Annotated in this window: 28 protein-coding genes and 5 pseudogenes; 9 read left to right on the plus strand and 24 right to left on the minus strand. The window is 69.5% G+C overall.

The window, feature by feature from the left end; translation table 11 throughout:
• Window positions 1-46: 46 nt before the first annotated feature.
• On the minus strand, window positions 47-1051 hold the full coding sequence (locus tag E1286_RS09415; RefSeq protein ID WP_425464745.1) for an IS630 family transposase: 1005 nt from the start codon (window positions 1049-1051) through the stop codon (window positions 47-49).
• Window positions 1039-1179: pseudogene (locus tag E1286_RS51955) on the minus strand (helix-turn-helix domain-containing protein); the annotation flags it as partial. The gene E1286_RS09415 and the pseudogene E1286_RS51955, both read right to left, overlap by 13 nt.
• 164 nt (window positions 1180-1343) lie before the next feature.
• Between E1286_RS51955 and E1286_RS47705 the strand changes: the two are divergent.
• On the plus strand, window positions 1344-1499 hold the full coding sequence (locus tag E1286_RS47705) for a hypothetical protein (protein WP_165969660.1): 156 nt from the start codon (window positions 1344-1346) through the stop codon (window positions 1497-1499).
• Between the two features lie 150 nt (window positions 1500-1649).
• Here E1286_RS47705 and E1286_RS09420 read toward each other — a convergent pair whose 3' ends face one another.
• Window positions 1650-2225 (minus strand): TetR/AcrR family transcriptional regulator, encoded by a 576-nt coding sequence (locus E1286_RS09420; protein WP_132610768.1) that lies wholly within the window; start codon window positions 2223-2225, stop codon window positions 1650-1652.
• A 52-nt stretch (window positions 2226-2277) separates the two neighbouring features.
• On the opposite strand from E1286_RS09420, the gene E1286_RS09425 reads away from it, so the two are divergent.
• Window positions 2278-3084 carry an NADP-dependent oxidoreductase gene (locus tag E1286_RS09425; RefSeq protein WP_223189755.1) on the plus strand — a complete coding sequence of 269 codons (807 nt, stop codon included), beginning with the start codon at window positions 2278-2280 and terminating at the stop codon, window positions 3082-3084.
• Window positions 3033-3209 carry a zinc-binding dehydrogenase gene (locus E1286_RS51195; protein WP_223189757.1) on the plus strand — a complete coding sequence of 59 codons (177 nt, stop codon included), beginning with the start codon at window positions 3033-3035 and terminating at the stop codon, window positions 3207-3209. The genes E1286_RS09425 and E1286_RS51195 overlap by 52 nt, the downstream gene beginning before the upstream one ends.
• A gap of 35 nt (window positions 3210-3244) precedes the next feature.
• Here E1286_RS51195 and E1286_RS09430 read toward each other — a convergent pair whose 3' ends face one another.
• The gene (locus tag E1286_RS09430; protein WP_132610770.1) at window positions 3245-3535 is read right to left on the minus strand and encodes a DUF6011 domain-containing protein; all 291 of its coding nucleotides are present in this window, start codon (window positions 3533-3535) and stop codon (window positions 3245-3247) included.
• A 601-nt stretch (window positions 3536-4136) separates the two neighbouring features.
• Window positions 4137-5204 (minus strand): acyl-CoA dehydrogenase family protein, encoded by a 1068-nt coding sequence (locus E1286_RS09435; RefSeq protein ID WP_132610772.1) that lies wholly within the window; start codon window positions 5202-5204, stop codon window positions 4137-4139.
• A gap of 95 nt (window positions 5205-5299) precedes the next feature.
• Between E1286_RS09435 and E1286_RS09440 the strand changes: the two genes are divergently transcribed.
• Complete coding sequence (locus E1286_RS09440; protein ID WP_132610774.1) at window positions 5300-6205, plus strand: AraC family transcriptional regulator; 906 nt, start codon at window positions 5300-5302, stop codon at window positions 6203-6205.
• A 166-nt stretch (window positions 6206-6371) separates the two neighbouring features.
• A pseudogene (locus tag E1286_RS51960) lies at window positions 6372-6593 on the plus strand (IS5/IS1182 family transposase); the annotation flags it as partial.
• 125 nt (window positions 6594-6718) lie between these two features.
• On the opposite strand, the pseudogene E1286_RS50025 reads toward E1286_RS51960, so the two are convergent.
• The 14 genes and pseudogenes from E1286_RS50025 to E1286_RS09520 form a co-directional block, all read right to left on the minus strand.
• Window positions 6719-8043, minus strand: a pseudogene (locus E1286_RS50025) (ISL3 family transposase); the annotation flags it as partial.
• Window positions 8044-8187: 144 nt separating this feature from the next.
• Window positions 8188-8868: a nitroreductase family protein gene (locus E1286_RS09455; RefSeq protein ID WP_132610776.1), complete on the minus strand. Its 681-nt coding sequence runs from the start codon at window positions 8866-8868 to the stop codon at window positions 8188-8190.
• A 45-nt stretch (window positions 8869-8913) separates the two neighbouring features.
• Window positions 8914-9555: a cytochrome b/b6 domain-containing protein gene (locus E1286_RS09460; RefSeq protein WP_132610778.1), complete on the minus strand. Its 642-nt coding sequence runs from the start codon at window positions 9553-9555 to the stop codon at window positions 8914-8916.
• Entirely contained in the window at window positions 9539-10264 is a 726-nt protein-coding gene (locus E1286_RS09465) for a molybdopterin-dependent oxidoreductase (protein WP_132610780.1), read from the minus strand. Before E1286_RS09465 ends, E1286_RS09460 begins: the two co-directional genes overlap by 17 nt.
• A gap of 48 nt (window positions 10265-10312) precedes the next feature.
• Complete coding sequence (locus tag E1286_RS09470; RefSeq protein ID WP_342776181.1) at window positions 10313-10948, minus strand: chorismate mutase; 636 nt, start codon at window positions 10946-10948, stop codon at window positions 10313-10315.
• A 45-nt stretch (window positions 10949-10993) separates the two neighbouring features.
• Window positions 10994-12367 carry an FAD-binding oxidoreductase gene (locus E1286_RS09475; protein ID WP_132610784.1) on the minus strand — a complete coding sequence of 458 codons (1374 nt, stop codon included), beginning with the start codon at window positions 12365-12367 and terminating at the stop codon, window positions 10994-10996.
• Window positions 12368-12451: 84 nt separating this feature from the next.
• The gene (locus E1286_RS09480; protein WP_132610786.1) at window positions 12452-13261 is read right to left on the minus strand and encodes an alpha/beta fold hydrolase; all 810 of its coding nucleotides are present in this window, start codon (window positions 13259-13261) and stop codon (window positions 12452-12454) included.
• Window positions 13262-13461: 200 nt separating this feature from the next.
• Window positions 13462-13737: an NIPSNAP family containing protein gene (locus E1286_RS51965; protein WP_132610788.1), complete on the minus strand. Its 276-nt coding sequence runs from the start codon at window positions 13735-13737 to the stop codon at window positions 13462-13464.
• A gap of 70 nt (window positions 13738-13807) precedes the next feature.
• A pseudogene (locus E1286_RS51700) lies at window positions 13808-14547 on the minus strand (NADP-dependent oxidoreductase).
• 26 nt (window positions 14548-14573) lie between these two features.
• Window positions 14574-14768, minus strand: a complete 195-nt coding sequence (locus tag E1286_RS51705; protein ID WP_342776179.1) for a hypothetical protein — start codon at window positions 14766-14768, stop codon at window positions 14574-14576.
• A gap of 791 nt (window positions 14769-15559) precedes the next feature.
• Window positions 15560-15988 (minus strand): organic hydroperoxide resistance protein, encoded by a 429-nt coding sequence (locus E1286_RS09505; RefSeq protein WP_132610790.1) that lies wholly within the window; start codon window positions 15986-15988, stop codon window positions 15560-15562.
• 311 nt (window positions 15989-16299) lie between these two features.
• Window positions 16300-16521, minus strand: a complete 222-nt coding sequence (locus tag E1286_RS47710) for a hypothetical protein (protein WP_165969661.1) — start codon at window positions 16519-16521, stop codon at window positions 16300-16302.
• Window positions 16518-17144 carry a TetR/AcrR family transcriptional regulator gene (locus E1286_RS09515; protein WP_132610792.1) on the minus strand — a complete coding sequence of 209 codons (627 nt, stop codon included), beginning with the start codon at window positions 17142-17144 and terminating at the stop codon, window positions 16518-16520. The genes E1286_RS47710 and E1286_RS09515 overlap by 4 nt, the downstream gene beginning before the upstream one ends.
• Before the next feature lie 309 nt (window positions 17145-17453).
• Complete coding sequence (locus tag E1286_RS09520; protein WP_165969662.1) at window positions 17454-17852, minus strand: hypothetical protein; 399 nt, start codon at window positions 17850-17852, stop codon at window positions 17454-17456.
• A 204-nt stretch (window positions 17853-18056) separates the two neighbouring features.
• Here E1286_RS09520 and E1286_RS09525 point away from each other — a divergent pair, with 204 nt between their 5' ends.
• Entirely contained in the window at window positions 18057-18236 is a 180-nt protein-coding gene (locus tag E1286_RS09525) for a hypothetical protein (RefSeq protein WP_132610796.1), read from the plus strand.
• Window positions 18237-18296: 60 nt separating this feature from the next.
• On the opposite strand, the gene E1286_RS09530 is transcribed toward E1286_RS09525, so the two are convergent.
• Window positions 18297-18743, minus strand: a complete 447-nt coding sequence (locus tag E1286_RS09530; protein ID WP_132610798.1) for a DUF4383 domain-containing protein — start codon at window positions 18741-18743, stop codon at window positions 18297-18299.
• 85 nt (window positions 18744-18828) lie between these two features.
• The gene (locus E1286_RS09535; RefSeq protein ID WP_132610800.1) at window positions 18829-19074 is read right to left on the minus strand and encodes a hypothetical protein; all 246 of its coding nucleotides are present in this window, start codon (window positions 19072-19074) and stop codon (window positions 18829-18831) included.
• A 132-nt stretch (window positions 19075-19206) separates the two neighbouring features.
• On the opposite strand from E1286_RS09535, the gene E1286_RS09540 reads away from it, so the two are divergent.
• Entirely contained in the window at window positions 19207-20184 is a 978-nt protein-coding gene (locus E1286_RS09540) for an SDR family oxidoreductase (protein ID WP_132610802.1), read from the plus strand.
• A gap of 87 nt (window positions 20185-20271) precedes the next feature.
• Window positions 20272-20667, plus strand: a pseudogene (locus E1286_RS51970) (DEAD/DEAH box helicase); the annotation flags it as partial.
• Here the strand turns inward: E1286_RS51970 and E1286_RS49140 are convergent.
• The gene (locus tag E1286_RS49140; protein WP_223189761.1) at window positions 20655-20855 is read right to left on the minus strand and encodes a hypothetical protein; all 201 of its coding nucleotides are present in this window, start codon (window positions 20853-20855) and stop codon (window positions 20655-20657) included. The pseudogene E1286_RS51970 and the gene E1286_RS49140 overlap by 13 nt on opposite strands.
• A 125-nt stretch (window positions 20856-20980) precedes the next feature.
• On the opposite strand from E1286_RS49140, the gene E1286_RS51710 reads away from it, so the two are divergent.
• Entirely contained in the window at window positions 20981-21814 is an 834-nt protein-coding gene (locus E1286_RS51710; protein WP_246074633.1) for a DUF3553 domain-containing protein, read from the plus strand.
• 3 nt (window positions 21815-21817) lie between these two features.
• On the opposite strand, the gene E1286_RS09550 is transcribed toward E1286_RS51710, so the two are convergent.
• Window positions 21818-22345: a proteasome activator gene (locus E1286_RS09550; protein ID WP_132610804.1), complete on the minus strand. Its 528-nt coding sequence runs from the start codon at window positions 22343-22345 to the stop codon at window positions 21818-21820.
• Between the two features lie 86 nt (window positions 22346-22431).
• Entirely contained in the window at window positions 22432-22743 is a 312-nt protein-coding gene (locus E1286_RS09555; protein WP_132610806.1) for a DoxX family protein, read from the minus strand.
• Window positions 22744-22824: the final 81 nt, after the last annotated feature.

Here is a 22824-nt window from a genome sequence, read left to right on the forward strand (position 1 = left end):
GTCAGAGGCGGTTACTCAGTGGTCGAGTTCGTACATTCTTCGGGGGTTACGCGGCTGCCTCCAGCACGGCAGGCTGATCAGTGCAGCCGGTGGGCTGCTGGAGGTTCGGCTCCTTCTGTTCGTGCCGCTCGATCCGGGCCAGCAGGTCCTCGAGATCGGCCGGGGTGAACTTCCATCTGAACGGCCGGGCGGTCGCGTTGTAACGCCGCTCGAAGGCGATGATCCGGTCTTCGACCTGGTCAAGGCCGGTGAAGTCGTTGGGCGTGACGACCTTGCGCTGCACGATGGAGAAGAAGATCTCCACCTGGTTCATCCATGAGGCGTGCACGGGCGTATGCATCAGGACCGCGTTGGGGAAGCGTGTGGCCAGCCGGTCGATGGCAGCCTGGCCACGGTGGGAGGAGCCGTTGTCCACGATCCAGAACACCCGCTTGGCTGAAGCGTAGGGCTCTTGGGCCATCACCTGTTCGACCAGATCCATGAACGGCACGATGCCGGTCTTTGCAGCGCAGCGCCCGAACACGCGGGCCTGGTGGACATCGTAGGCGGCCAGGTAGGCCAGCGCACCACCGCGCTCGTAGGTGTGGTTGATGCGCATCATGCGGGCGGTCCACGGGGCGAGGGTGGGGTGGCAGCGGCAGCGGGCCTGGATCGAGGTCTTCTCATCGGCGGAGATCACGTACTCGTCGTCGGCGAGCGGCCGGCCCTCCCAGATGCGTGCGCACAGGTCCAGCACCCTGGTGGCTTTGGCGGCGAAGTCGGGGTCGCGGACGAAGATCCACGACCGGTACTGCCAGGGCTTGATCACGTCGGCGGCCAGGATCCGGCGGACGGTGGAGGCGGAGATCGCCGCGGCCAGGCCGCGACCGACGACCTCGCCGGCCAGGCCTGGGCAGCTCCAGCGCGACAGCGGCAGCCCGCTCTCGGCCGGTAACTGGCAGGCCAGCGCCTTGACCTCGGCGACCTGGAGCGGGTGAACCGCGGTGGCCTCCCCGAGCGGCGGCGGTCCTTGAGCCCGGCTGGCCCGTGATCGGCATAGCGGCCCCGCCAGCGTCGCACCGTATCCACCGCGATCTGGTGGCGGCGGGCGATCTCGGCGTTGGCCAGGCCACACGCGGCCTCCAGCACGATCCGCGCGCGCGTCACCTGCTGGTAGGCGGCGGTACGGGAGTAGGCCATGCTCTCCAGAGCCAGGTGTTCGTCTCGGGTCAAGGTGATCTGCCGGGCATAAGAGGTGGGCACGGGCCGGTGCTCATTTCATAGACGATCATCATCGGGCCTGCCGAGAATGCCGCGGTCCACCCGAATCTGGGCAGACGACACGCCGGGACACAATGGCGCCCATGCCCGCCATCCCCGAGTCCATCAAGACCTCCCTGGCCCAGCGGCTGGGTGAGCACGCCCGCGCGAACAGGCCACAGTTGGCGCAGGTCTATGTCCGCTCCCGCGCGCAGTTCGCCTACGTCGAGAGTTCGACACTGGCGAACGGCTGCCGCTGATGCGGCTGCGCTCGGCGGCTCGGCCCACCGGTGGGGGAGCTGCGATCTACGTGGCCAGCACCGGCAAGCACGAGGATCAGGTCTGATTCATCGGCAGCACCGAATAGATCTTCGACCTCGTGTGCGGCCTTCACGTTGCCAACGCCTGATTCACCGGCACTCACGCGAGTCCGCGTCGTCCTGCTGTGAGGCTAGCCCGTCCAGCACGAAGCCCAGCAGTCGCTCCTGCCGGGCGGCGAGGTCCGGGGCCTGTTCCGAGACCCACCCGACGGCGTTGACCAGGGCGAACAGGTCGAGCGAGTCGACCTCGGGGCGCACCTGCCCGCTCTCCTGGGCGCGGGCCAGCAGGCGGCCCACGGCCTGGCGCATGGCATGGCACGAGGCGTGCAGGGCGGACTCCTGGTCGGACAGGGTGGCCATGAGGGCGGAGGCCAGGCCACGGAAGGGCGTCCAGCTCAGGAACTCGCGCAGCCACTCGGCCAGCGCGGCGAAGGGATCCCGAGCGGACTCGAGCGCGGCGGCCTTTGCGGCCAGGGCCTCGAAGCGGTCACGCAGGAGCGTCTCGAGCAGCGCCTCACGGGTGGGGAAGTGCCGGTAGAGGGTGCCCATTCCCACCTCGGCGCGGCGGGCGACGTCACGCAGCGACGCCTGGGCGCCCTGCTTGGCGACGATGGTCTTGGCCGCCGACAGGATGCGCGCGTAGTTGCGCTCGGCGTCGGAACGCATGCGGACTCCTTGACAAGTGGAGCACTGCTCCGATTATACGGAAGGGATTCCCATGAAGGCGATCCAGCTGCACGAACTCGGCGAGCCCGACGTCCTGGCCATCCACGAGGTCCCCATCCCCGAGCCGGCGCCGGGCGAGGTGCTGATCAAAGTTCACGCGGCAGGTGTGAACCCGCCTGACCTGTATGTCCGCCGGGGCTTCGTCAACATCCCGCGCGAAATACGCCCCCAGGTCCAGTTGCCGCACACGCCGGGAACGGACGTGTCAGGCGTGGTCGTCGCCTCCCGGTCGGCCGAGTGGCGAGAGGGGGACGAGGTCTTCGGGCTCCTGCGCTTCCCGCCGACCGGCCAGAAGGGAAGGGCGTACGCGGAGTACACCACCGCACCGGCCGCCGATCTGGCCCGCAAGCCCGCCGGCATCGACCACGTGCGGGCGGCGGCCGTCCCCATGTCGGCCCTGACCGCCTACCAGTATCTCTTCGATCATGTACGGCCGGCAGCGGACCAGACCGTACTGGTGAACGGCGCCGCCGGAGGGGTGGGACACTTCGCCGTGCAGCTGGCCAAACACCTGGGCGCATCCGTCATCGCGGTCGCCTCGGGGCGGCACGAGCAGTTCCTGGCCGGGCTCGGGGCCGATCGGTTCGTCGACTACACCAGCCAGGACGTCGCGACGGCCGTCAAGGACGTCGACCTCCTCATCGACACGGTCGGCGGGCCGCATGCACACCGGCTGCTCCCCGTCGTCAGGCCGGGCGGCAGGATCGGCGCGGTCTTCCCCGGTGACTATCGCGGATCGAGGTCGTCATGGCGCAGGTGCACTCGAACGGGGCGCAGCTGGGCGAGCTGGCCGATCTGATCGAGTCCGGCCAGGTGAAGGTCGGCATCGACAGTGTCTACCCGCTCGCGGACGCCGCCAAGGCGCACGAAAGGGGCGAGGCGGGGCATGTCCAGGGAAAGATCGTGCTGAGAGTGGTGGAGTAATGACATGCTAGCGGGGGCCCACCACCGCCGCTTGATCACACATGGGTCCGCGCCGTCAACCCCCGAAGGACTTCCGGCGCGGACCACTTAGTTGGCGGGTGTGCCTCATCCAGCAGGCTGATCTGCCCGTCGCAGTCGCGCCACTTCGCCACGCCGGTGATGCGGACCGGTCGGCGCGAGGTGATGCCGAGCTTGGAGGCGCAGTCCGGGCCCAAGCCCAGACCGCGGGATGCCTCGGTGCGCAGCCGGTGTTTGCAGGCCGCGCACCGGGACACGTGCTCCCGGTTAGCAGGCTCGTCCAAGTCGAGAGCGAAGGGCTCGTCCATCACTCGGCAGGCTAACCCTCCCGACCGGGCTCCTGGGAGAGGTCGAGAGCGAGGAAGGTCACGGCGTCTTCCCCATGCCCGCCTCACGCTCCGACTCGGCGATGCGCTGTGCCCGCTGGTCGTTCTTCAGCTTCAGCTCGTAGCTGTTGAGCGGAGCACCCGGTGACAGGACCCACGCTCCGGGGACATCACCCTCGAAGAGTGGGCCAACCGCTGGTTCCCAGCGCGGCAGGTAGAGGACAGCACCCCGCTGTCATATCGAGGTGCACATCCTGCCCTACTTCGGCAGGAACACCTTGCGCAGCTTGTACACACTCGATGTGCGGCCAGATGTCCGCCGCCTCAGCCGGCACTCGCCTTCACCTGCATGAGGTGGGCAGAAGCGCTCGGCCCGGAGCGGCAGTACTTCCGCCCGTCAACCCTCGTTTTTCAAGATCGTCCCCGTTTCGTCCCCGAACCGGTTTCCGCGATCTTCGGTTGATGACTGGTTTGACAGGTGGCCGGTACTGGGTTCGAACCAGTGCCCCCTTGCTGGTAAGGCGACACGAGAGTGCCCCATACCTGCCTCACTAACCACCAAGGTTGAAGATCAAGCTCAGTCTCAAAGGCGGTCGACCAACGTCGCGCCGAAGGACTCGACCGCAAGGTACGGATTGAGGTGAGGGTGACGACTGCCGACGGAGAGATCCCGCCAGTGCCGCTGGAGCACGTTGGAGGTATTGAATCCGCTCGCGCCATGCAGGTCGAGCATGCGCTCAACCGCAGCCTGGCAGTCACGGCCTGCGTCCGCGAGGTCCATCTGCAGACGGGGCCTCTCGGCTGCGGACAGGTCGGCCGTGTCCACAGCCCTAGCGACAGAAAGCATGGTCCTTTCGGCACGGTTCACCAGGTGCGTCGCCTCTGCCAACCATTGCCGGGCCCCGGAGGACTCACCCATGCGGGAGTACTCGGTCATGAACGGTTTCCTGTCCGACGCGAACATCGCCTCGGTCGCGTCGAGTGCGCCCCTGGCAGCCCCCACCACCGCGCCCAGCACCGTGATGGCGTATAGCGTGACATCACCCACGGTGAAGCCCGCCGCTGGCGCCACATACTCGGCCGGCACCAGCACGTCCTGAGCAACCAGGCTGTGACTGCCCGTGGCGCGCATGCCGGCCATGTGCCAGGTCCGCTCGACCGTCAGATCGGCCACCGGTATGACAGCGAACGAAAGCGTGCCCTCCACCATGAGGGCAAGGCTTGCCCAAGCCGCGTCTTCACACCCCGAGACATTCCGCCACCGGCCGCTGACGCGCACGCCTTCGGACACACGCTTGCCCAGAGCTCCGGGAACTCCCGAGCCGCAGAAGAGCGCATCCGGGTCGGCGAAGAGGGACTCGCGTACCGACGAATCCCGGAAACAATTGGCAGCCATGTTCTTCGCGGTCACGCATGTCCCAGCGATCCAGGCCATGGACGGGCAAGCCCGGCCGAGCTCCGTGAAGCACCGGGCCATGCTTTCCGCATCTGCCCAAGTTCCGCCGTGTTCCTTGGGCGTCCGCAAGGCGAAAATCCCGTCTTCGCGCAGTGCGTCCAGGCTCTCCGGGGCGGGTCGATCGGCTGCTTCTGCCTTCTCCGCCTGGGCACGCAGGATTTCGCTCGTCGTGTGTTCGGGTGAGTAATCGATCATGCTCACCATCGAACCAACGGCTGCCGCGCCGGACCATACTAGAGCCGCACGCCCTTATACGAGCTTTGAACTGCGGCGTCGCTACACTCGACTGAGTGGACCTGCTGAGCGAGGTAGTCCGCGCCGTTCGGGTCGGGAGCCCCGGCAGCCGCGTGGTCAGACAGTACGATTCCCAAGGCGTTCGATTCTCCGCGTTCGACGGCACCGGCTTCCATATCGTCCTGCGCGGCACCTGCTGGCTCATCTCCGAAGACCAGGAGCCGGTCGCCCTGAAGCCGGGGGATGCCGTGCTCGTCACCTCCGGTGCTCCCCATGGCCTCGGTCATGTCCCCTGCGCGCTGAACGACCTGCCATCGATGTCGATGCGCCCGACTCCACCGAGGTCTGGGCCGTCCGACTTCGAGTTCCTGTGCGGCGTCTACCAGCTCCGGCACGGCCACACCCCGCAGTACCTCCGCACCCTGCCCGACCTGATCACAGTGTCACTGGACTACGACCGTTGTCCGCAGACGCGTGCCCTGATCGACCTTCTCAGCACAGATACGTCCGAGGCATACATGGGCACTGCGGCGACGCTTCCCGCGCTGCTTGACCTCATCCTGGTCCACGTCTTCCGTCAGTGGCACGAGCAGCGCGGCTCGGCTGAGTGGCCACGAACCGACGACCCCGGGATCGCCGCCGCCCTGCGGGAAATCCACAAGAACCCGCAGCGCAAGTGGACGGTGGCCCGGTTGAGTGAGATGGTGGGGCTGCCCCGCACCGTGTTCGCGCGACGCTTCACCGAAGAAGTAGGCCAGCCACCGATGTCCTACCTCATCAGCTGGCGGCTGAGTCTCGGCGCTCGACTGCTCCGGGAGACCGACGTCACGCTGGCGACGATCGCCCGCGAGGTCGGATACTCGACGGAGTTCGCCTTCTCCGGAGCGTTTACCCGCGAGTATGGCGTCTCACCCGGCCGCTTCCGCCGCAGCCCGGCAACCTTGGTCCCTCCCGTCGACTAACGCCCCGGCAGGTAACGTTTGCGCTACATGCCGCTCACGGATGCGGACGCGTCGGCGCACGCGGAAGACCGCCTCAGCGGCCGGCGAATGCCCAGGCCACGCCCCAGTTCGAAGCACCTTTCGACGCCCGGTGTTCCTTGAGCGAATGGTGCCCGATGAGCTGTGGCGCCGACCGGCCAAACTGCAGGGTGACAAGGGCTACGGCTACCCGCACCCGTGTGCCTTCCCGCGCAGCCGCGGCATCATCCCCCGCATCGCCCGCCCGTGCATCGAGTCCGGCCGGCGCCTGGGACGCCACCGCCGGGTCGTCGAAAGAACGGTCTCCTGGCTCACCGGATGCGGCCCTTCACACCGCCGCTACGAACGCCGAACCGACCACTCCGCAGCCCTCGGGCTGGACCGGGGCCAGCCGCACACCGTCCAAGATCGCCGCCTCCAAGCCAGTTGCCCCCTCGAACCCGACGGGGTCTGTACGGTCTTCGGCTCCGTCTCTCTTTCGGTGGTGGCGGAGCGTTAGGCCAAGAGGATGCGGTGGCGGAGCAGCGCGAAACCGGCTCGGCCGTGCATCTGGCGCATGATGCGTTTGGTCTTGGTGTTCACGCCTTCAGTGCCGCCGTTGTGGAAGGGCAGGGTGACGGCGGCGCGCACGGCGTCGCGGTCCTGATCGAGGCCGCGGGTGAAAGCATGCACGTGAGGCAGATCGGCGGCGCGGGCGCTGGCGATCCACGCGTCGAGACATTCGGCGTTGCCTTCCCGGGGCCGGAGCAGGTCGCCGAAACCTCGGACGAGCCCGGCCAGCTCGATCATCTCGGGGCAGGAGGCGGTGAGGTCGTCCAGCAAGCGCCGGTGCTGATCCTTGACGTGATCGGGGTGGGTGAGCAGGAGCCGGGCAACGCGGCGAGGCGCGATGGGCAGCCGGTCGGCTTCGACCCGCCCTTGAGTGATGTAGCGGTAGAGCAGGTTGAAGCTGCCCGGGTAGCCGAGGGCTTTGATCTCGTTGAACAGGTGCAGGACGGGGACGGCGGGGTCGTCGGCGCGGCGGCGCCGCAGGTGGTCGCGGTAGGGGTCGATGAGGGTGGGCCGGTAGAGAGGGGCGCGTTGCAGGCGCATCGGTTCGGGCACGCGGGCGTAGCGTTTGACGGTGTTCAGGCCCACATTCAGCCGGCGGGCGCACTCCAGCAGGCCGACGCCCTTGCCGAGCAGCTCGTGGACCTGATGCCAGCGCTCCCGGGTGGTCTGCGCACGCTTGCCGTCCTTGATCGGTGGGCCGGCCTTGGCCCAGCACGCACCGTGGGCGGCCACCTCTTTCAGCACGGCCTCACCGAAGTTGTGCCACAGGTGCCGGCGATCACCGACCTGGACGGCGTCGGGCAGAGCCCGGCGGATCGCTTCGGCATGGGCGCCCGAGCCGTCCGGCAGACCAGCTGCACCCCGGGATGGGCACGCAGCCAGGCCTCCAGCACATCGGCAGTACGGCCGGGCAGCACGTCGATGCGCCGGCGGGTCTCGGCGTCGATGAGCACGGTGGCGTGGCGATGACGCCGGCGCAGCGCGAAGTCGTCCACAGCCAGCACGCGGGGCACCCGCAACGGTGGCAGCGGCAGACGCAGCAACAGGTAGCGTTCCAGCACCCCAGGCACCTGTTCCCGGAAGGTCTGCCGACAGCCGTGCGTCGGACAGACAAGGCGGCGGACGCGCACCATCATCAGCACTCGGCGTCCGTCGATCGGAACGTCGGCCACGCGTCGCTGACGATAGCCGTGCACGCGCGCCGTCTCGACCCCGCAGCCCGGACAAGCGACCGAGCCGCCCGGAGTTCGGGCACCGATCCGAATCTGAGACAGAGCCGTCTACTGGACAGGCCCACCAGACGCTGTTCGTCTACGACGCCGAGCCCGGCAGCCCGTCCGAGACCGCGCTGCACCTGCTGGCCCAATGGAACGAGGCGGCCGCCGACGACGACCGCCTCTCCAAGAACACCGCTACCAGCGGTTCCAGTGGCTGAACTTCCTGTCATCGGCCCGCGGGGCGGGCTTGAAGTCGGTGCCGATCGTGTAGGCGATGGGGGTCAGCGCGACCTGGACGGTGTTGTCGAACGGGATGCCGAGCAGGTCGGCCATCTCGCGCTCGTAGGTGAGGTGAGCGACGGTCCACACCGTTCCCAGTCCGCGTTCCCGCGCGGCGAGCATGAAACTCCAGGCCGCGGGAATGACCGAGCCCCAGTTGTGCGCCTGCCCGCGGATCGAGTCGAGTTCCGCGCGGCGAGCGACCCGCACCACCGGGATCATCAGCACCGGCACCTCGTGCAGATGCTCGACCAGGTGGCCGAGGCTGCCCCGAATCCGTCGCCACTCCGACGAGGCGAAGCTCATCCGGGTCGGAAGGGGCGCGGAGTCGTGCTCGTCGGGTGCGCCCGCCATGAGCCCGGCGCGCCAGATGTCGGCCGCCTTCGCCTTCATCGCCGGGTCGTCGATGAAGATGAAGTCCCATTGCTGCTGGTTGCGGCCGGTCGGCGCCTGGGTGGCGACCTTTACGGCTTCCTGAATCAGCTCCCGCGGAACGGGCCGGGTCAGGTCGAGGCGCTTGCGAACCGCGCGCGTGGTGGTGAGGACCTCATCGGCGGTGAGCCCGAGGGCCGGGTAGGCCGGGCTGCTGTTGTTCACTGTGTTGCTCCTGATCGGTATTGAGGGACGAAGGCCGCACGCCGGTCAGCGTGGTGGATCCGGTTCCGGCCGCCAGAGTGAGTGCTCCCTCATAGCCCACTCCCGTGCGACCGATCCGGTGCGCATGCCCCGGCGGGCCTCGGGATCGCCCATGGCCCTGCCGATGTGGCCGGCGAGAACGATGCCGAGGGCGAGGGCCAGCCCGTCGTGTACGAACGTCGCCCCGGTGCGCCACCCCAGCGGGATGAGCTGGGCGAACCACATCATCAGCCCGGTACCGAGCATGACGAGCGTGGCACCGGCGACCCAGGCGGCGAACAGCTTCTGCCCGGCGTTGAACTTGTGCGCGGGACGGGACGCCGGGCGCTTGTCCCGGCGCAGGACCGCGCGCAGCCAGCGGCGGTCGTGCGGGCCGAAGCGGTTCAGCAGGGTCAGGTCGGCGCGCAGCGCCCGGGAGCCGAGAGCGGCCAGGACGGGGATCGGGAGAGCGAGGCCGGACCACTGGTGCAGGGTGACCACGAGGGCACGGCGGCCGACGAGCTGGGCGAGCGCGGGCAGGTTCAGCGAGGCCGCCGTGAGCACGCACACGCCCATCAGCACGGCCGTCGCGCGGTGGGCCCAGCGCTCGGCCCCGCTGAATCGCCGCAGGCGCGTGGCGGTCTGCGGAGGATCAGGTCGTCGGCTCATCGTCGCGTCCGTTCGATCGGCCCACCCAGGCGTCGATGTCGTAGCCACGCGCCTCCCAGTAGCCCGGTTCCACGTCCTCCGTGACGGTGATGCCGGAGAGCCACTTGGCGGATTTGTAGAAGTACATGGGCGCCACATAGAGACGGACGGGGCCGCCGTGGGAGTGACCGAGGTCCTCGTCCCGCATCCGCAGGGCGACCAGGATGTCCGCGCGGCACGCCTGTTCGAGGGTGAGGCTCTCCGTGTAGGCGCCGTCGAAGCAGGTGAAGCGCACCGCACCGGCCGAGGGGTGCGTCCCCGCGGCGTCCAGCAGCCGGGACAGGCGCACCCCTTCGAACGGGGTCCCCGGGACCCGCCACCCGGTGACGCACTGGACGTCGCGCACCATGCGGGTCTGGGGCAGCGCCCTGAGATCGGCCAGGGTGTACGTCGCCGGCCGGTCGACCAGGCCGTCAACGGTGAGCCGGTACGTTCCGGCGCCCTTGCGCGGCACGGACGAGGTGATCGAGTAGTAGCGGAAGCCGCCGCCGTTCGGCAGCAGACCTGTCAAACCGGTCGGGTCCTGCTCGGCGGCAGCACCGAGAAACGCCTCCATGCCGCGCTGCAGCCCGGGAGCGGCGAAGACGCCGAGCGCGCCCAGCCCGAGCGTGCCGAGGAATATCCGCCGCCCCACGGGAGCGCCCCGCTCCTCGGGCAGTTCAGAGTTCACGTGTTCATCTCCCACGGTCCGGGTCGGGTTTCGACGGTTCCCAAGTGCTCAGCGTTGTCCGGCCGGCCCGCTGGAGCGGCACACGGAGCGGGTCGCCACATTGAGCGCCTGGCGATGGAGCGGGTCCAGCCGTTCCAGCGCCGCCCCCGATCGGATGGCCAGGGCCAGCTGCACCTCACAGGCGACGGGCTTGTCCCGCAGTCGCTCGGTGTTCTTGAGCTCTTGAAGCAGGTCCGTGGTCAGTCGGTCGAGCCGCACGCGGATCTGGCCGAGGTCGGGGCGTGTCGTGGGCGCTTCCTCCGGGTGAGCGGTCCAGCGAGCGAACAATCCCTTCTGTACGACCTTGCTGGCGGTGATCTGGTCCCGGAAGAACGCCACCGCCGCGTCCGGGTTCACCCCGGCAGCGTCGGCCTGCTTCTTGACCTGCTCCAGCACCTGTTCCTCGCGCACAGGGTCTTCGATCGGCGAGGCGGTGCCGAACTTGGACGCCGCCACCTCGTCACTCACGCGAATACGCTCGATCACAACGTCCGCCAAAGGGCCGAGCCTGCCAATGGACCTGGTCGTCCCGGCTGTGCTGCTCACGGATTCGTTGTTCATCGGGATACGCGTGGCCATGGCCTGAGGGGCGGTCAATATTGTTGCGGCTCCCAACACTCCAGTGATCACGGCGCAGCGCATCATCCTGTTTCGCAAATTCAATGGTCCCCCTCGGTTTCATGCACAGGTTCAGAACCTGACCGGCAAAGGGGTCGCGCGGAAGACGTGGTCCGGGTCGAAACGGCGCTTCAAGGTCAGCAGCCGCTCGGTATTCGGACCGTAGGCGTGTGCGATCTGTGCGACCTCGTCATCGCCGAGCAGGTTGGGGTAGCCGCCCGGCAGCGCATCGGGCTCGAGAGCGCTGGTCAGGTCGCCGGCCCAGGCGCGGTGGTCCGCTGCGCGGGTGTCGCCAGGTTCCCACAGGGCGATGATCTCGATCATGAGGTGCGGGTCTCGGTTGCCGAACGCCGTATCCGTCACGGGTACTCGTGCTGCGGCTCCGTGCAGGCTGTGCACGGAGACGGCTGAATGAGGCGAGGTCAGGGTGGAGCCCGCGAGACTCAGCACGTCACGCACTCCCGAGGTCAGTGACGGTACCGAACGAGGGCGGATCTCGACGTGCCGGCCGAAGGGGAACTGCGCGTCGATGGCCGCGAGCATCTCGGGCATGGTGGTGGGGGCGATCCGGGAGACGAGGGGCGTGCCGAGGGTGTCGAGCCGCGCCAGCGCGCGTTCTCCCGCCGCAGCGTCGTCGCCGCTCCAGGTCGGCGAGAGAAACACCACGGGCTTGCCGTCGGGGCCGGACAGGACGCCGAACTGCACGGTCAACTCGTCTGTGCTTTCAGCCAGGAGGTCCGACAACCCGGCCAGTACGGTCCCGGCCTGGTCCCACGGGAACAGCACCATGCCGGACAGCAGCGTTGGCACGGCATGTAGACGCACGCGCATCGAGGTGACGAGACCGAAGTTCCCGCCGCCGCCGCGCAGTGCCCAGAACAGGTCCGGCTCCCGTTCGGCGTCGGCAGTGACGACGGAGCCGTCGGCGAGCACCACGTCAGCGGACACCAGGTTGTCCAGGGCGAGTCCGAAGCGACCACTGAGCGGTCCGTATCCGCCGCCGAGGGTCAGGCCCGCCATGCCCACGGAGCCGGCGGAGCCGGTCGCGGCGGTCAGACCGAAGGGCTGGGCTGCTCGGACGAGATCGGCGGCCGTGGCCCCACCGGACACCTCGGCGACCTTCGCCACAGGATCCACCGTCACCCCGCGCAGGCCGGAAAGATCAATGGTCAGGCCGCCGTCGTTCAGTGACCTACCGGCCCAGTCGTGGCCGCCGCCGCGCACCGCCGGCGGCACCCCGGATTCCCGCGCGGCCAGCACGGCGGCCTGCGCCTCGGCCGGGTCGGCGCACCGGACGATGACGCCGGGACGGGCGGACACGGCGCCGTTCCAGATGGTTCGGCCGGCGTCGTAGTCCGGCCCGGTGGTGGCCACTCGTCCCGCGCGGACGATCTGCCGCAGGGTGTCGGTCAGACGGCCGAGTTGCTGGTGTGTCGTCGTGGACATGGGACCTCTATCTTGAGGATCTTGACAGAAACGGGTGAGCGGCCACCTCGCCAACCGCTGCCGACCGGCGAGGTGGTGAGCGTTTCACCGGGTGCTGCGGGCGGCGTCCTCGATCACTTGCGTGACCGTGCCGGGACGGCTGATCATCACAGCGTGGGAGGCGTTGACCTCCTCGGTGTGCGCACCGGCCCGCTCGGACATGAAGCGCTGGACGTCGGGAGCGATCGCGCGGTCCTGCCGGGTGATCAGGCTCCAGGAGGGAATAGTGCGGAACGCCACCTCCACGCTGCCGTCGGAGACCGCCTTGGTGTTGGCCGGCCGCTGGACCGCCGCCAGATTGGCGGCTGTGGTCTTGCCGACGTCGCCGGCGAAGACCTCCCTGAAGTGGTCCGGATCGATGGACACCTCCGTACCGTCCGGGACGGCGGTCGAGACCAGCGGGATGGCCGGTGCGGACTTGGCGGCCAGCTCGCCCACCGTCTCACCCTTCGCAGGGATGAAACCGGCGATGTAGACCAGGGCCTTGACATCAGGGTCCGAAGCGGCGGAGTTGGTGATCACGGCACCGCCGTAGGAGTGGCCGACCAGCACCACGGGGCCGTCGATCGTGGACAGGTAGCTGGAAACGTAGGCCGTGTCGCTGGTGAGCCCCTGCAGGGGATTGGCGATTGCGTGCACCGGATAGCCGTCCTTGCGCAGTCGCTCCATCACCGACGACCAGCTGGAGGAATCCGCCCACGCTCCATGGACGAGAACAACGGTCGGCTTCAAGGAGGCGATGACAGAAGACGATCCTTCACTGGCCGCCATCGCCACGCCCGGAGTGGTGGTGGCCCCGAGCAGGGCGAGGGCGCCGGCGGCGAGCGCGACGCGACGGGGGATGCGAATTCGCATGATGTGGCCTTTCCCTTCGGCAAGCGGCTGCGACGTTCCCCCTACGGGTGCGCCCACGCACCAAGGGAGAACGTTCTGTCTACTATGAGAACATCAACAAAAGCCTAAATCAAGACCGAACGTTCTATCTCTTCATTGCTGGGTCGAGATGGTGGTGATGGAAGCGACCCTGCGATGGTCGAAACCGCGCGAGCGCGGGATCAGCGCAAGGGGGAGGCGGGGGTCGGGCTCACGCGAGTGACGACCGTCCTCCCGGGAATCACCAGGCTGGCGACGACCGGCCCGATCTCGTTTGTCCACCGGTCGTGCTGGTAGACGGCCTCGTACAGGGCGTCACTGTTCGAATCGTCCTCGAACCGGCGCATCCACACATTGGTGTCCTCGTCCTGGTCGTCGACGAAGGAGGCGGTCACGTTCATGCCCTGTGCGGCCTGGAACGGGATGACCGCCTCTTGCAGGTAGCGGACCCACTCCACGCGGCGTCCGGGCTGGATTGGTAACGGCGGATCTCGTAGTACATGGCGTGCTCCGGAGCAGGTGCGAAGGTCAGTCGGTGACGGTGAGGACGAGCTTGCCGCGGGTGCGGTTGGTCTCGCCCAGCCGGTGTGCCTCGGCGGCCTCTTCCAGCGCGAAGGAGGGCTCCACCTCGATCCGGACCTTGCCGGAGTCGACCAGACGGCGATCGTGGTCAGGGCGGCGGAGTCCGGCTCCACCAGGAACGGGCTGGTGCGCACCCCGGCCTCTCCGGCCACGGCGGACAGACGCTCGGACACACCGCCAGGAACCGCGATGACCAGGCCGCCGGGACGGGTCACCGACACGGACCGCGCGTCGTTGTCGTCCTGGGCGCCGATCAGGTCGATGACGACGTCGATGTCGCCGGTGACGTCCTCGAACCGCTGCCGGGTGTAGTCGATCGTCTCGTCCGCGCCCAGTTCCTTGAGCCAGGCGTGCCTCGGTTCTCGGGCGGTCGCCACGACCTCGGCGCCGAGGTGCTTGGCGAACTGCACCGCCAGGTGCCCGAGGCCGCCGGCCGCCGCGTGCACGAGTACGCGCTGCCCGGCCTTCACCTCGGCGGTGTCGACCAGGGCCTGCCATGCGGTGAGCGCCGCGAGAGGCAGGGCCGCGGCCTCGATGTGACCGATCGAGGCGGGCTTGCGGGCGAAGTGGCGGGAGGGCGCCGTGACGTACTCGGCGTAGGCACCGGCCGGCCGCGGGAACCAGGGCATGGTGTAGACCTCGTCGCCGGGCTCGAACGTGGTGACTCCGAAGCCGACCTGCTCCACGACGCCGGAGACGTCCCAGCCCAGGATCAGCGGCAGCTTCTGCAGCCCGCCATGCCCTGGCCCGCGCGGGTCTTCCAGTCCACCGGGTTGATCCCGGCGGCGTGCAACCGCACCAGCACCTCGGTCGGCAGCGGCTCGGGCCGGGCGACCGGCTCGGCGGTCAGAACCTCGGGTCCGCCGAATTCCTTGATGGTGACGGCACGCATGGTGTGCTTACTCATGATTCCTCGCTCAGGTCTGTTTCAGGTGTTCTCTCGCCGGGCCGAGCCCGGCGAGATCCACTTTGTCGCGTGTTCACGGCGGCGAGTGAGTGGCCTGAAGGACACCTGTCGTAACATTCTTGCCCACGGAATGTCCCCGGCCAGCAGGGTCAGCATCGTGAAGACGATCCCGGCCCGCAACCCCGGGTAAGGGCAGTGAATGATGCCGGTCTGCCCGGCGGTCCCGCGGAAGTCGAAGACGAGCCGGTCGGCTTTCTTGGTCATCGCAACCTTGATCGCGTGCAGGCCGCGGACGCGTGAGCGTAGTCGCGGATGCGACGCACGGTCCTCTGAACCACCTCGTCGTCCTTCTGCGGGCCGACACTGACGGCGACGAGAAGGCGGAGGTAGTCGGGCCGCCGGTCGAGGGAGCTGCACGCCGCCGTGAACCACGCTTCGAGGCGCTCGATCGGGGGCAGCTCGTCGTACGAGGACGGGTTGGGGAACAAAGCGTCACTTCGGGAACAAGCTCGGCGTCCTGGCGGCGCTCCTCGAGCGTACCTTCGAAGAGCTGCATAGTAGATCGAGCTGGGCGGGAGCTTGGACTGCACACACAGGTCCGAGATGGCCATGCTGTCGTACCCTTTTCGTCGATGAGGGCGCGAGCCGCGTTCAAGATGACCTCACGGCTGCTCAAGCCCGCAGCAGCCGGCGCGGAGCCGGATTCGCTGACCATGCGGCCATGATTGATCCGCTCCCGCGCCACTGCCCCAGGCCGGGCTGAGGGGTTCACCTCAGCCCGGCCACCGGTGTCACGCGACGGTCGCGTCCACGGTCACCGGGATGTTGCCGCGGGTCGCGTTGGAGTATGGGCAGATCGCGTGGGCGGCCTCGACGAGCTTGTCCGCCGCTGCCTGCTCCACACCGGACAGTTCGACGTGCAGTGCTGCGCTGAGACTGAACCCGCCTTCCAGCGTCGAGTGCACCTGCACCTCGGCGATGACCGCGGAGTCGGTGATCTGGGTCTTCTGCTGTGCCGCGACGGCCTTGAGCGCCGAGTGGAAGCACGCGGCCCAGCCCGCCGCGAACAACTGCTCGGGGTTGGTCGCGCCACCGGGGCCACCCATTTCCTTCGGGATCGCCAGGGAGATGTCGAGCAGGCCGTCGTTGGTCCTCGCCTGCCCTCCCGCCCTGCCGTCGCCGGTGGAGGTGGCAATGCCGACGTAAAGAGGTTCGCTCATGGCAGTACGGCTCCTTATCAAGACCGAACGTTCTACCCACATCATGACGCCAGGCGCTTTCCTCGTCAAGACCGAACGTTCTATCCGCTAACGTCGTACCAGTGATCTTTGCAAACCCCTCAGACAGGAAAGGTCCGCGCATGTCCGTGACTCCTCTGCCCTCCGTCCTCTCCCTAGATCTGAACGACGATCCGGCCGCTACCTTGGAAGCCGCGGCCTGGGCGCTGGCGGCACTGATCGCCACCCTGGACGATGCCGCCACGAAGCCACCGGCCGACGTCCTTGCGGCCGACCCGCAGCGCACCGCCGTACTAGAAGCGGCCGGGCTGGTACAGCGGGACGGGGACAAGCTGGTTCTGCACCCGTCGTACCACCAGGAGGGGCCGCGGCTGCGGTGCGGGCCGGTAGTGACGCAGCGCCACCCCGTCCGGGCCTCGCACGTCCCGCACGGACGCGAGCTCGGGGCCGCGCGGTCGCCCGGCGGCCCGCCGCCGCGCGCCTTCCCGCAACTCGACCACATCAGGAACGGTCACGATGGGCGCTCCTCCGGAACGTCGCGGACGCTCATCGGGGGTCTGGCCGTGGGGCGGGGTGCGGTGATGACGGCGAGGGCGGTGGCCAGGTCGTGGCTGGAGGGGGCACGTCCGGGGTCGACGAGGTACTGCGCCATGACACCGGTCAGCAGCGCCTCGTAGAAGCCGCCCACCAGCCAGGCGTCGGGATGGTCGGGCCCGAGACCGCCCAGCACGTCGGCCAGGCCGAGACGCACCTGCTCCAGCCCGGCGGCCAGGTGCCGGCGGACCTCCTCGGCGTGCGCGCTCTGCCCGAGCGCGTCGAACGTGGCGGCCCAGAGGGGACGATGGGTCTCGAACGACTTGATGATCTGAGCCCAGGCCGTCTCGAACCGCTGCAGCGAGTCGGCGCCGGGATCGACGGGGACGGCCGCCAGCGCCTGCGTCAGCTCCTCTGCCCAATCTCGCGCGGCCTGCGACAGGGCCTCGTTGAGCAGCGCCTCCTTGGAGCCGAAGTGGTAGCCGACGCAGCCCGCGCCCACACCGCCGGCGGCGTCGGCGATGTCACGCAGGGTGGTGCGGGCGTAGCCCTTGCTGTACAGGCAACGCTTGGCCCCGTCGATCAGGTCTTCGCGGTTCCCCATGACGCGGGAGCCTACAGCAGCACTAAAACGCTTGACTTAGAGCGTGGCTGTGTGCCTGTTGGCCGGACGTGGCCGGAGAGGCTCGACCGAAAGCGTTCCCTGCCGGGGCCGGAGCGCGAGTCCGCGTTCTGGTGACCGTCGACCGCCTACGGGTTAGCCGCCATTCACCGACATCGTCTCTCTTGACTCTGATGACAGAGTTCTGACCACCCAAGAAATCGGACCTGATGTCTCAATTTTTCTCAATGACACTAATAGTCACAAAGTTTAAAAATTGTCACTACCATCTCACCTCGTGCCCAACGAGCATCACCACACCGAGCCGCTGCCTATGATCGCCTTCGAGCCGCAGTCCACGGCGGTCTCCGTGGACCAGAGCGGCCGTCGCCGGCGGCTCATCATCCTTGGTTCGATCGCCGGGACTCTGGCCTTGTTCGGGTTGCTCGTCGTCGTGGTCGGCGAGCTGTTCTCCAACACGGCGCAGTCCGTGAGCGGCCGGCCCGGGAACCAGCCCGGCGGCCCGGCCACCACGGCTTCGCCCGACCGTTCGAGCCCCACACCGACGCGCCGTACCACGCAGCCGAGCCGGCCGCCGATGGCGACGCGAACCCTTGTCCCCTCGCCCTCCCCCACCGCCGATCGGCGCAGAAGCAGCACGGCCCAGCCGACACGGGCACAGACCCAGCGGGATCCCGTGCAGACGCGCACCAGAGCACCCGGGGAAAGTCCGAAGTCCGAGCAGCCGATCGCGGACCCCCGTGGCACGACGAGCGCGGAACCGAGCAGAGAGCCGACCCGCGGCGAGAGCACCGCATCCGCGCCCACCGCCGAGCCGGCGCCGACGCGGAGGGACAGGCCCGGACGCGGCATTCCGCCGGGACACGACCCGAACAGACAGAAGGGGCCGAATCGTTGAGCCATCCCGCCGACCAGGCCAGACCACCGATTCCGGCCTGGCAAGACTCCTGCGTCGTCATGGTGATCCAGTCGGTGGCCATGGCGATCCTCGGCGTGCGACCGCGCCGGCACACGATCAACCGTCAGCGCACGTTCACCGCGCCGGGCACGCACGCCAGGCCCGCCGGCCCGTGAGCGGCAGGCTGCTCGCCGACGTGGTGGGAGCGCGCCTCCCACCACGTCCCCGGACGCTCGCTAGAGCGCGGCGTGCGTACGCCGCCGGGCCAGCAGGGCTCCGAGCGCGATCATCACGACGCCCAGCACCAGGTGCAGCCAGTTGTCAGCCGTGTTGAACGGGGCGACGTTGGCCGCGCTGCCGTGCGGGACGAACAGTCCGTAGAGCCAGAGCACCAGGTAGATGATGCCGCCGACGATCAGGAAACCGCGCGCCCCCGCCCACGTCCTGGCCAGGAGGACGCCGGCGACCCCGAACACCAGGTGAACGATGTTGTGCAGAATCGACACCTGGAACAGGCCCAGCAGCATCGCGCCCGACTCGTGGCCGGCGAACTGCATCTGGCCGTAGTTCGTGGTGATGCCCGGGATGAACCCGAGAATACCGATCAGCAGGAACACGGCACCGACGACGAGCGCCGCCAGTTGAACCGTGCTCTTGGTGGCGGAGGAAAGAACGCCGCTCATGGCGCCTCCCTTGTCGTACCGGTCATAACCACCTGCGCCTACCCCCCAGGCGGGCCATCACGCACGCCGCGACCTGCGGAAATCCTTATTCGAAATCGTCCGGGTTCAGCTCCTTGATCCGGATGCACGGGTCCTCGTCGTAGCGGCTGCGCCCTTCGGTGTCGTCGCCCTCCTCGAATCCGGGCGTCGCGCCGGGTGTCACGCCCGCAGGGCGTCTCGACACCTCCGCCTCGGTCGGGGTCAGGGGCGTACGCGTCGCTTCCTCGGCGCTCCCCCGCTCGACGTGTTGTCCGGCCGCTTTCACGGACGTTGCCTTTTCCTGCTTGCTCATCGTGCCTCCCCCAACCGGCGCCCGGGACGCCGTCCGAGGCCGTCGTTCACCTCGTCCAGTCCCTCCTGCCCACCTGGCCCCGTCTTCATGCGGATCGTTTAGCCGCAGGTCACGGGGTAGGTCTCGGCTCTCATGAGACTCAACGACAAGGTCGTCGTGATCACGGGCGCCTCCAGCGGGATCGGCCGGGCCACGGCGCTCGCGTTCGCCGCCAAGGGGGCCGCGGTGGTGCTCGGGGCGCGCGGGCACGAGGCCCTGGAGGAGACCGTACGGGAGTGCGTGCGGCGTGGCGGGCGGGCGGTCGCGGTGCCGACCGACGTGAGCGACGCGCACGCCGTGCAGCGCCTGGCGGGACAGGCGGCGGCCCGCTTCAGTGGCGTCGACGTGTGGGTCAACTGCGCCGCCGTCACGCTGTTCGGGCCGTTCGACCAGGTGCCGCTGGAGGACTTCCGCCGGGTGCTGGACGTCAACATCATGGGGTACGTCCACGGAGCCCGCGCGGCGCTGCCCCACCTGCGTCACCGGGGCGGGGGCATCCTGGTGAACGTGTCGTCGATCGCCGGGGCGGTGGCCCAGCCGTACGCGCACGCGTACACGATGTCGAAGCACGCGATTCAGGCGCTCGGCTCGAGTCTCCGCCAGGAGCTGCGGCTGCAAGGGGCGGACGGAGTCGGCGGCGTGAAGGTGTGCACGGTGATGCCGGCCGTCATCGACACGCCGCTGTTCCAGCACGCGGCCAACCGGACGGGACGCCAGGTGCGGGCGATGCCGCCGGTGTACTCGGCCGAGCGGGTGGCCCGCGCCGTCGTCGGCCTCGTACGCCGGCCGCGCCGTGAGGTCGTCGTCGGGCCGATGGGCCGTTTCCTGGTCGCGCAGGCGAGGCTGGCGCCGGGCCTGACGGAGAAGATGATGGCCGGCCAGGTCGAGCGGTCCCACCTGGCGCACGAGGAGCCGGCCGAGGCGACGCACGGCAACCTGTACGAGCCTGCTCCTGGTCCCGGCTCGGTGCGCGGGGGCTGGCACGGCAGGCGCAAGACCGCCGTGCGCCGGGCCCTGGCCGCGGCGGCCGTCGTCGGCACGGTGACCGCCGCCCGCCGCGTCCTGCGCTGACCGATGCGTGATACTGCCGCGGCCTGCGAACGCACGGCGAGAGACGCCCTCGGCCTGACCGAGCTGCGGCCCGGCCAGCTGACCGCGATGACGGCACTGGCCGAGGGACGCGACGCGCTGGTGGTGATGCCGACGGGCGGCGGCAAGTCGGCGATCTACCAGGTTCCCGCCCTGCTGCTGGAGGGACCGACCCTGGTGGTCTCGCCGCTGATCGCCCTGCAGCGCGACCAGGTCGAGGCGCTGCGCGAGCGCGACGAGGACGCGGTGCGCCTGGACGCCGGCACCGCAGCGGGCACGCGGGCGGCGGCGTTCCAGTCGCTGCGTGCCGGGCGGACGGAGTTCCTGTTCTGCGCGCCGGAGCAGCTGGCCAACCCCGACGTGCTCGGCGAGCTGGCCGCCGCGCGCCCGTCGCTCATGGTGGTGGACGAGGCGCACTGCGTCTCGGCGTGGGGGCACGACTTCCGGCCCGACTACCTGCGGCTCGGCGCGGCGGCCGAGGCGCTGGAGCGGCCGGTGATCGCGGCCCTGACCGCGACCGCCGCCCCGCCGGTGCGGGCGGAGATCGCCGAGCGGCTGGGGCTGCGCGATCCGCTGGAGGTCGTCCAGGGGTTCGACCGGCCGAACATCCGGCTGGAGGTGCGCCGGGCGCTGGACGACCCCGCCGGCGACATCGTCGCCGGCGTCGCGGCCGAGCGGGGGCCGGGGATCGTCTACACGGCCGTGCGCAGGCAGACGACCCGGCTGAGCGGGCTGCTCGGCGAGCGGGGCGTGCGGGGCGGCGGCGTACCACGCGGGGATGCGGCGGGCCGAGCGCGACGAGGTGCACGGGCGGTTCATGGACGGGGACGTGGACGTGGTGGTGGCGACCAGCGCGTTCGGCATGGGGATCGACAAGCCGGACGTGCGGTTCGTCTACCACGCGCAGACGCCGGGATCGCCGGACGCGTACTACCAGGAGATCGGCCGGGCGGGCCGCGACGGCGAGCCGGCCGGCGCGGTGCTGTTCTACCGGCAGGAGGACCTGGGGCTGCAGCGTTACTTCACCGGCGGCGCGCCCGACGAGGAGACGCTGGCGCGGGTGGCCGAGGCGGTGGCGGCCTGCGGGCCCGGGAGCACGCGCAAGGGGCTGGGCGAGCGTACCGGCCTGTCGGCGCGGCGGCTGACGAAGCTGCTCGACCTGCTGGAACGGGCCGGTTCCGTACGGCTGGGCGCGCGGCGGATCGACCCCGCACCCGGCGCTCCGGACCCGCGGGAGGCGGCCGGGATCGCCCGTGAGCTGGCCGAGCGCCGCCGGGACGTCGAACGTACCCGGCTGGAGATGATGCGCCGCTACGCCGAGACGGCCGACTGCCGGCGTCGTTTCCTGCTGGGGTACTTCGGCGAGGAGCTCGCGGAGCCGTGCGGCAACTGCGACACCTGCCGCGCGGGCACGGCCGAGCAGCAGCGGCGGGAGTCGGAGACGGGCCCGTTCCCGCTGCACGCCCGGGTGGAGCATCGCAGCTGGGGCGCCGGCCAGGTCATCCAGCGCGGCGAGGACCGGCTGACGGTGTTGTTCGAGGAGGCCGGCTACCGCGAGCTGCAGCTCGACACGGTGCTCGCCGAGGACCTGCTGAAGGAGCTGCCCTCCTGACGCTCAGCGCGCGGGATCTCCCGGTCGGGGTCTCCTGGGCCGCAGGGCGCGTACCTGCTGGGCGAGGCCGGCGCGGTGGAGGTTCATCGCGACCTGCACGCCGTGCCACAGGCCCTCCACCCAGCCCAGCAGCTGCGCGTGCGCGATGCGCAGCTCGGCGTGGGTCGGGCGGCCGTTCAGGGACGGGCGCAGCGCGTCCAGCTCCGCGCGCAGCTCGGGCGGCAGCACGTCGGCGATCTCCGCGCTGATCCGCTCGTACAGCGTGCCCAGGCGTTCGCGGGCCTGGTCGTCGAGGGTCATCTCGCGCAGCTCGCCGCACAGGTGCCGGACCGTCGTCGCCAGCCGGACGAGCTTGTCCTGCCGGGCCATGGCGGCCAGCTCCGCCGCGGGCCACATCTCCTTGCGCGGCGGCGACGTGGTGTCGCCGCGCCCCTGGCCGGCCCGCTCGTCAGGCTCCTTGCCGCTGTCGACGACGAACAGACCGGCCGGCGACCGCCTGATCCGGGGCTCGTCTGCCTGAACGCCGAACATCGTCTCTCCTTCCGCGCCGGCGGCGCCGCTCGCCGGCCTGCCCGTCCGGGGCCGGTCGGCGTCTCACCGACCGGCCGGGTGCGTCGTCAAACGACCCCGCCCTCGGTGTTCCACAGACCGCTGGACAGATGAACCGCGCAGGCCGCGAGCATCACGCCGATCACCATCGCGGACGCCGGCGGCGTCAGGAGACCGGCGATCAGCAGCACGCCGCCCAGCGTCTCGGTGAGCCCGGCCAGCGGCGCCGGCCGCCGCCCCGGCCGGAAGCCGGCCGAGTCGAAGAACGACGCCGTGCCCGCGAGACCGTGACCGCCGAACCAGCCGAACAGCTTCTGCAGCCCGTGACCGGCCAGCAGCGCCCCCAGCACGACGCGAAGGATGGGCGGACCGAAGTCCATGCGTGTCTCCCTCGGAGCCGAAGACCTACATCGTGCATCTCCAAGATTATTAAACTTATAAGTGAAGTTGCAAGTTTTCCG

The organism is Nonomuraea terrae (genome assembly GCF_004348995.1).
Taxonomy (GTDB): domain Bacteria; phylum Actinomycetota; class Actinomycetes; order Streptosporangiales; family Streptosporangiaceae; genus Nonomuraea; species Nonomuraea terrae.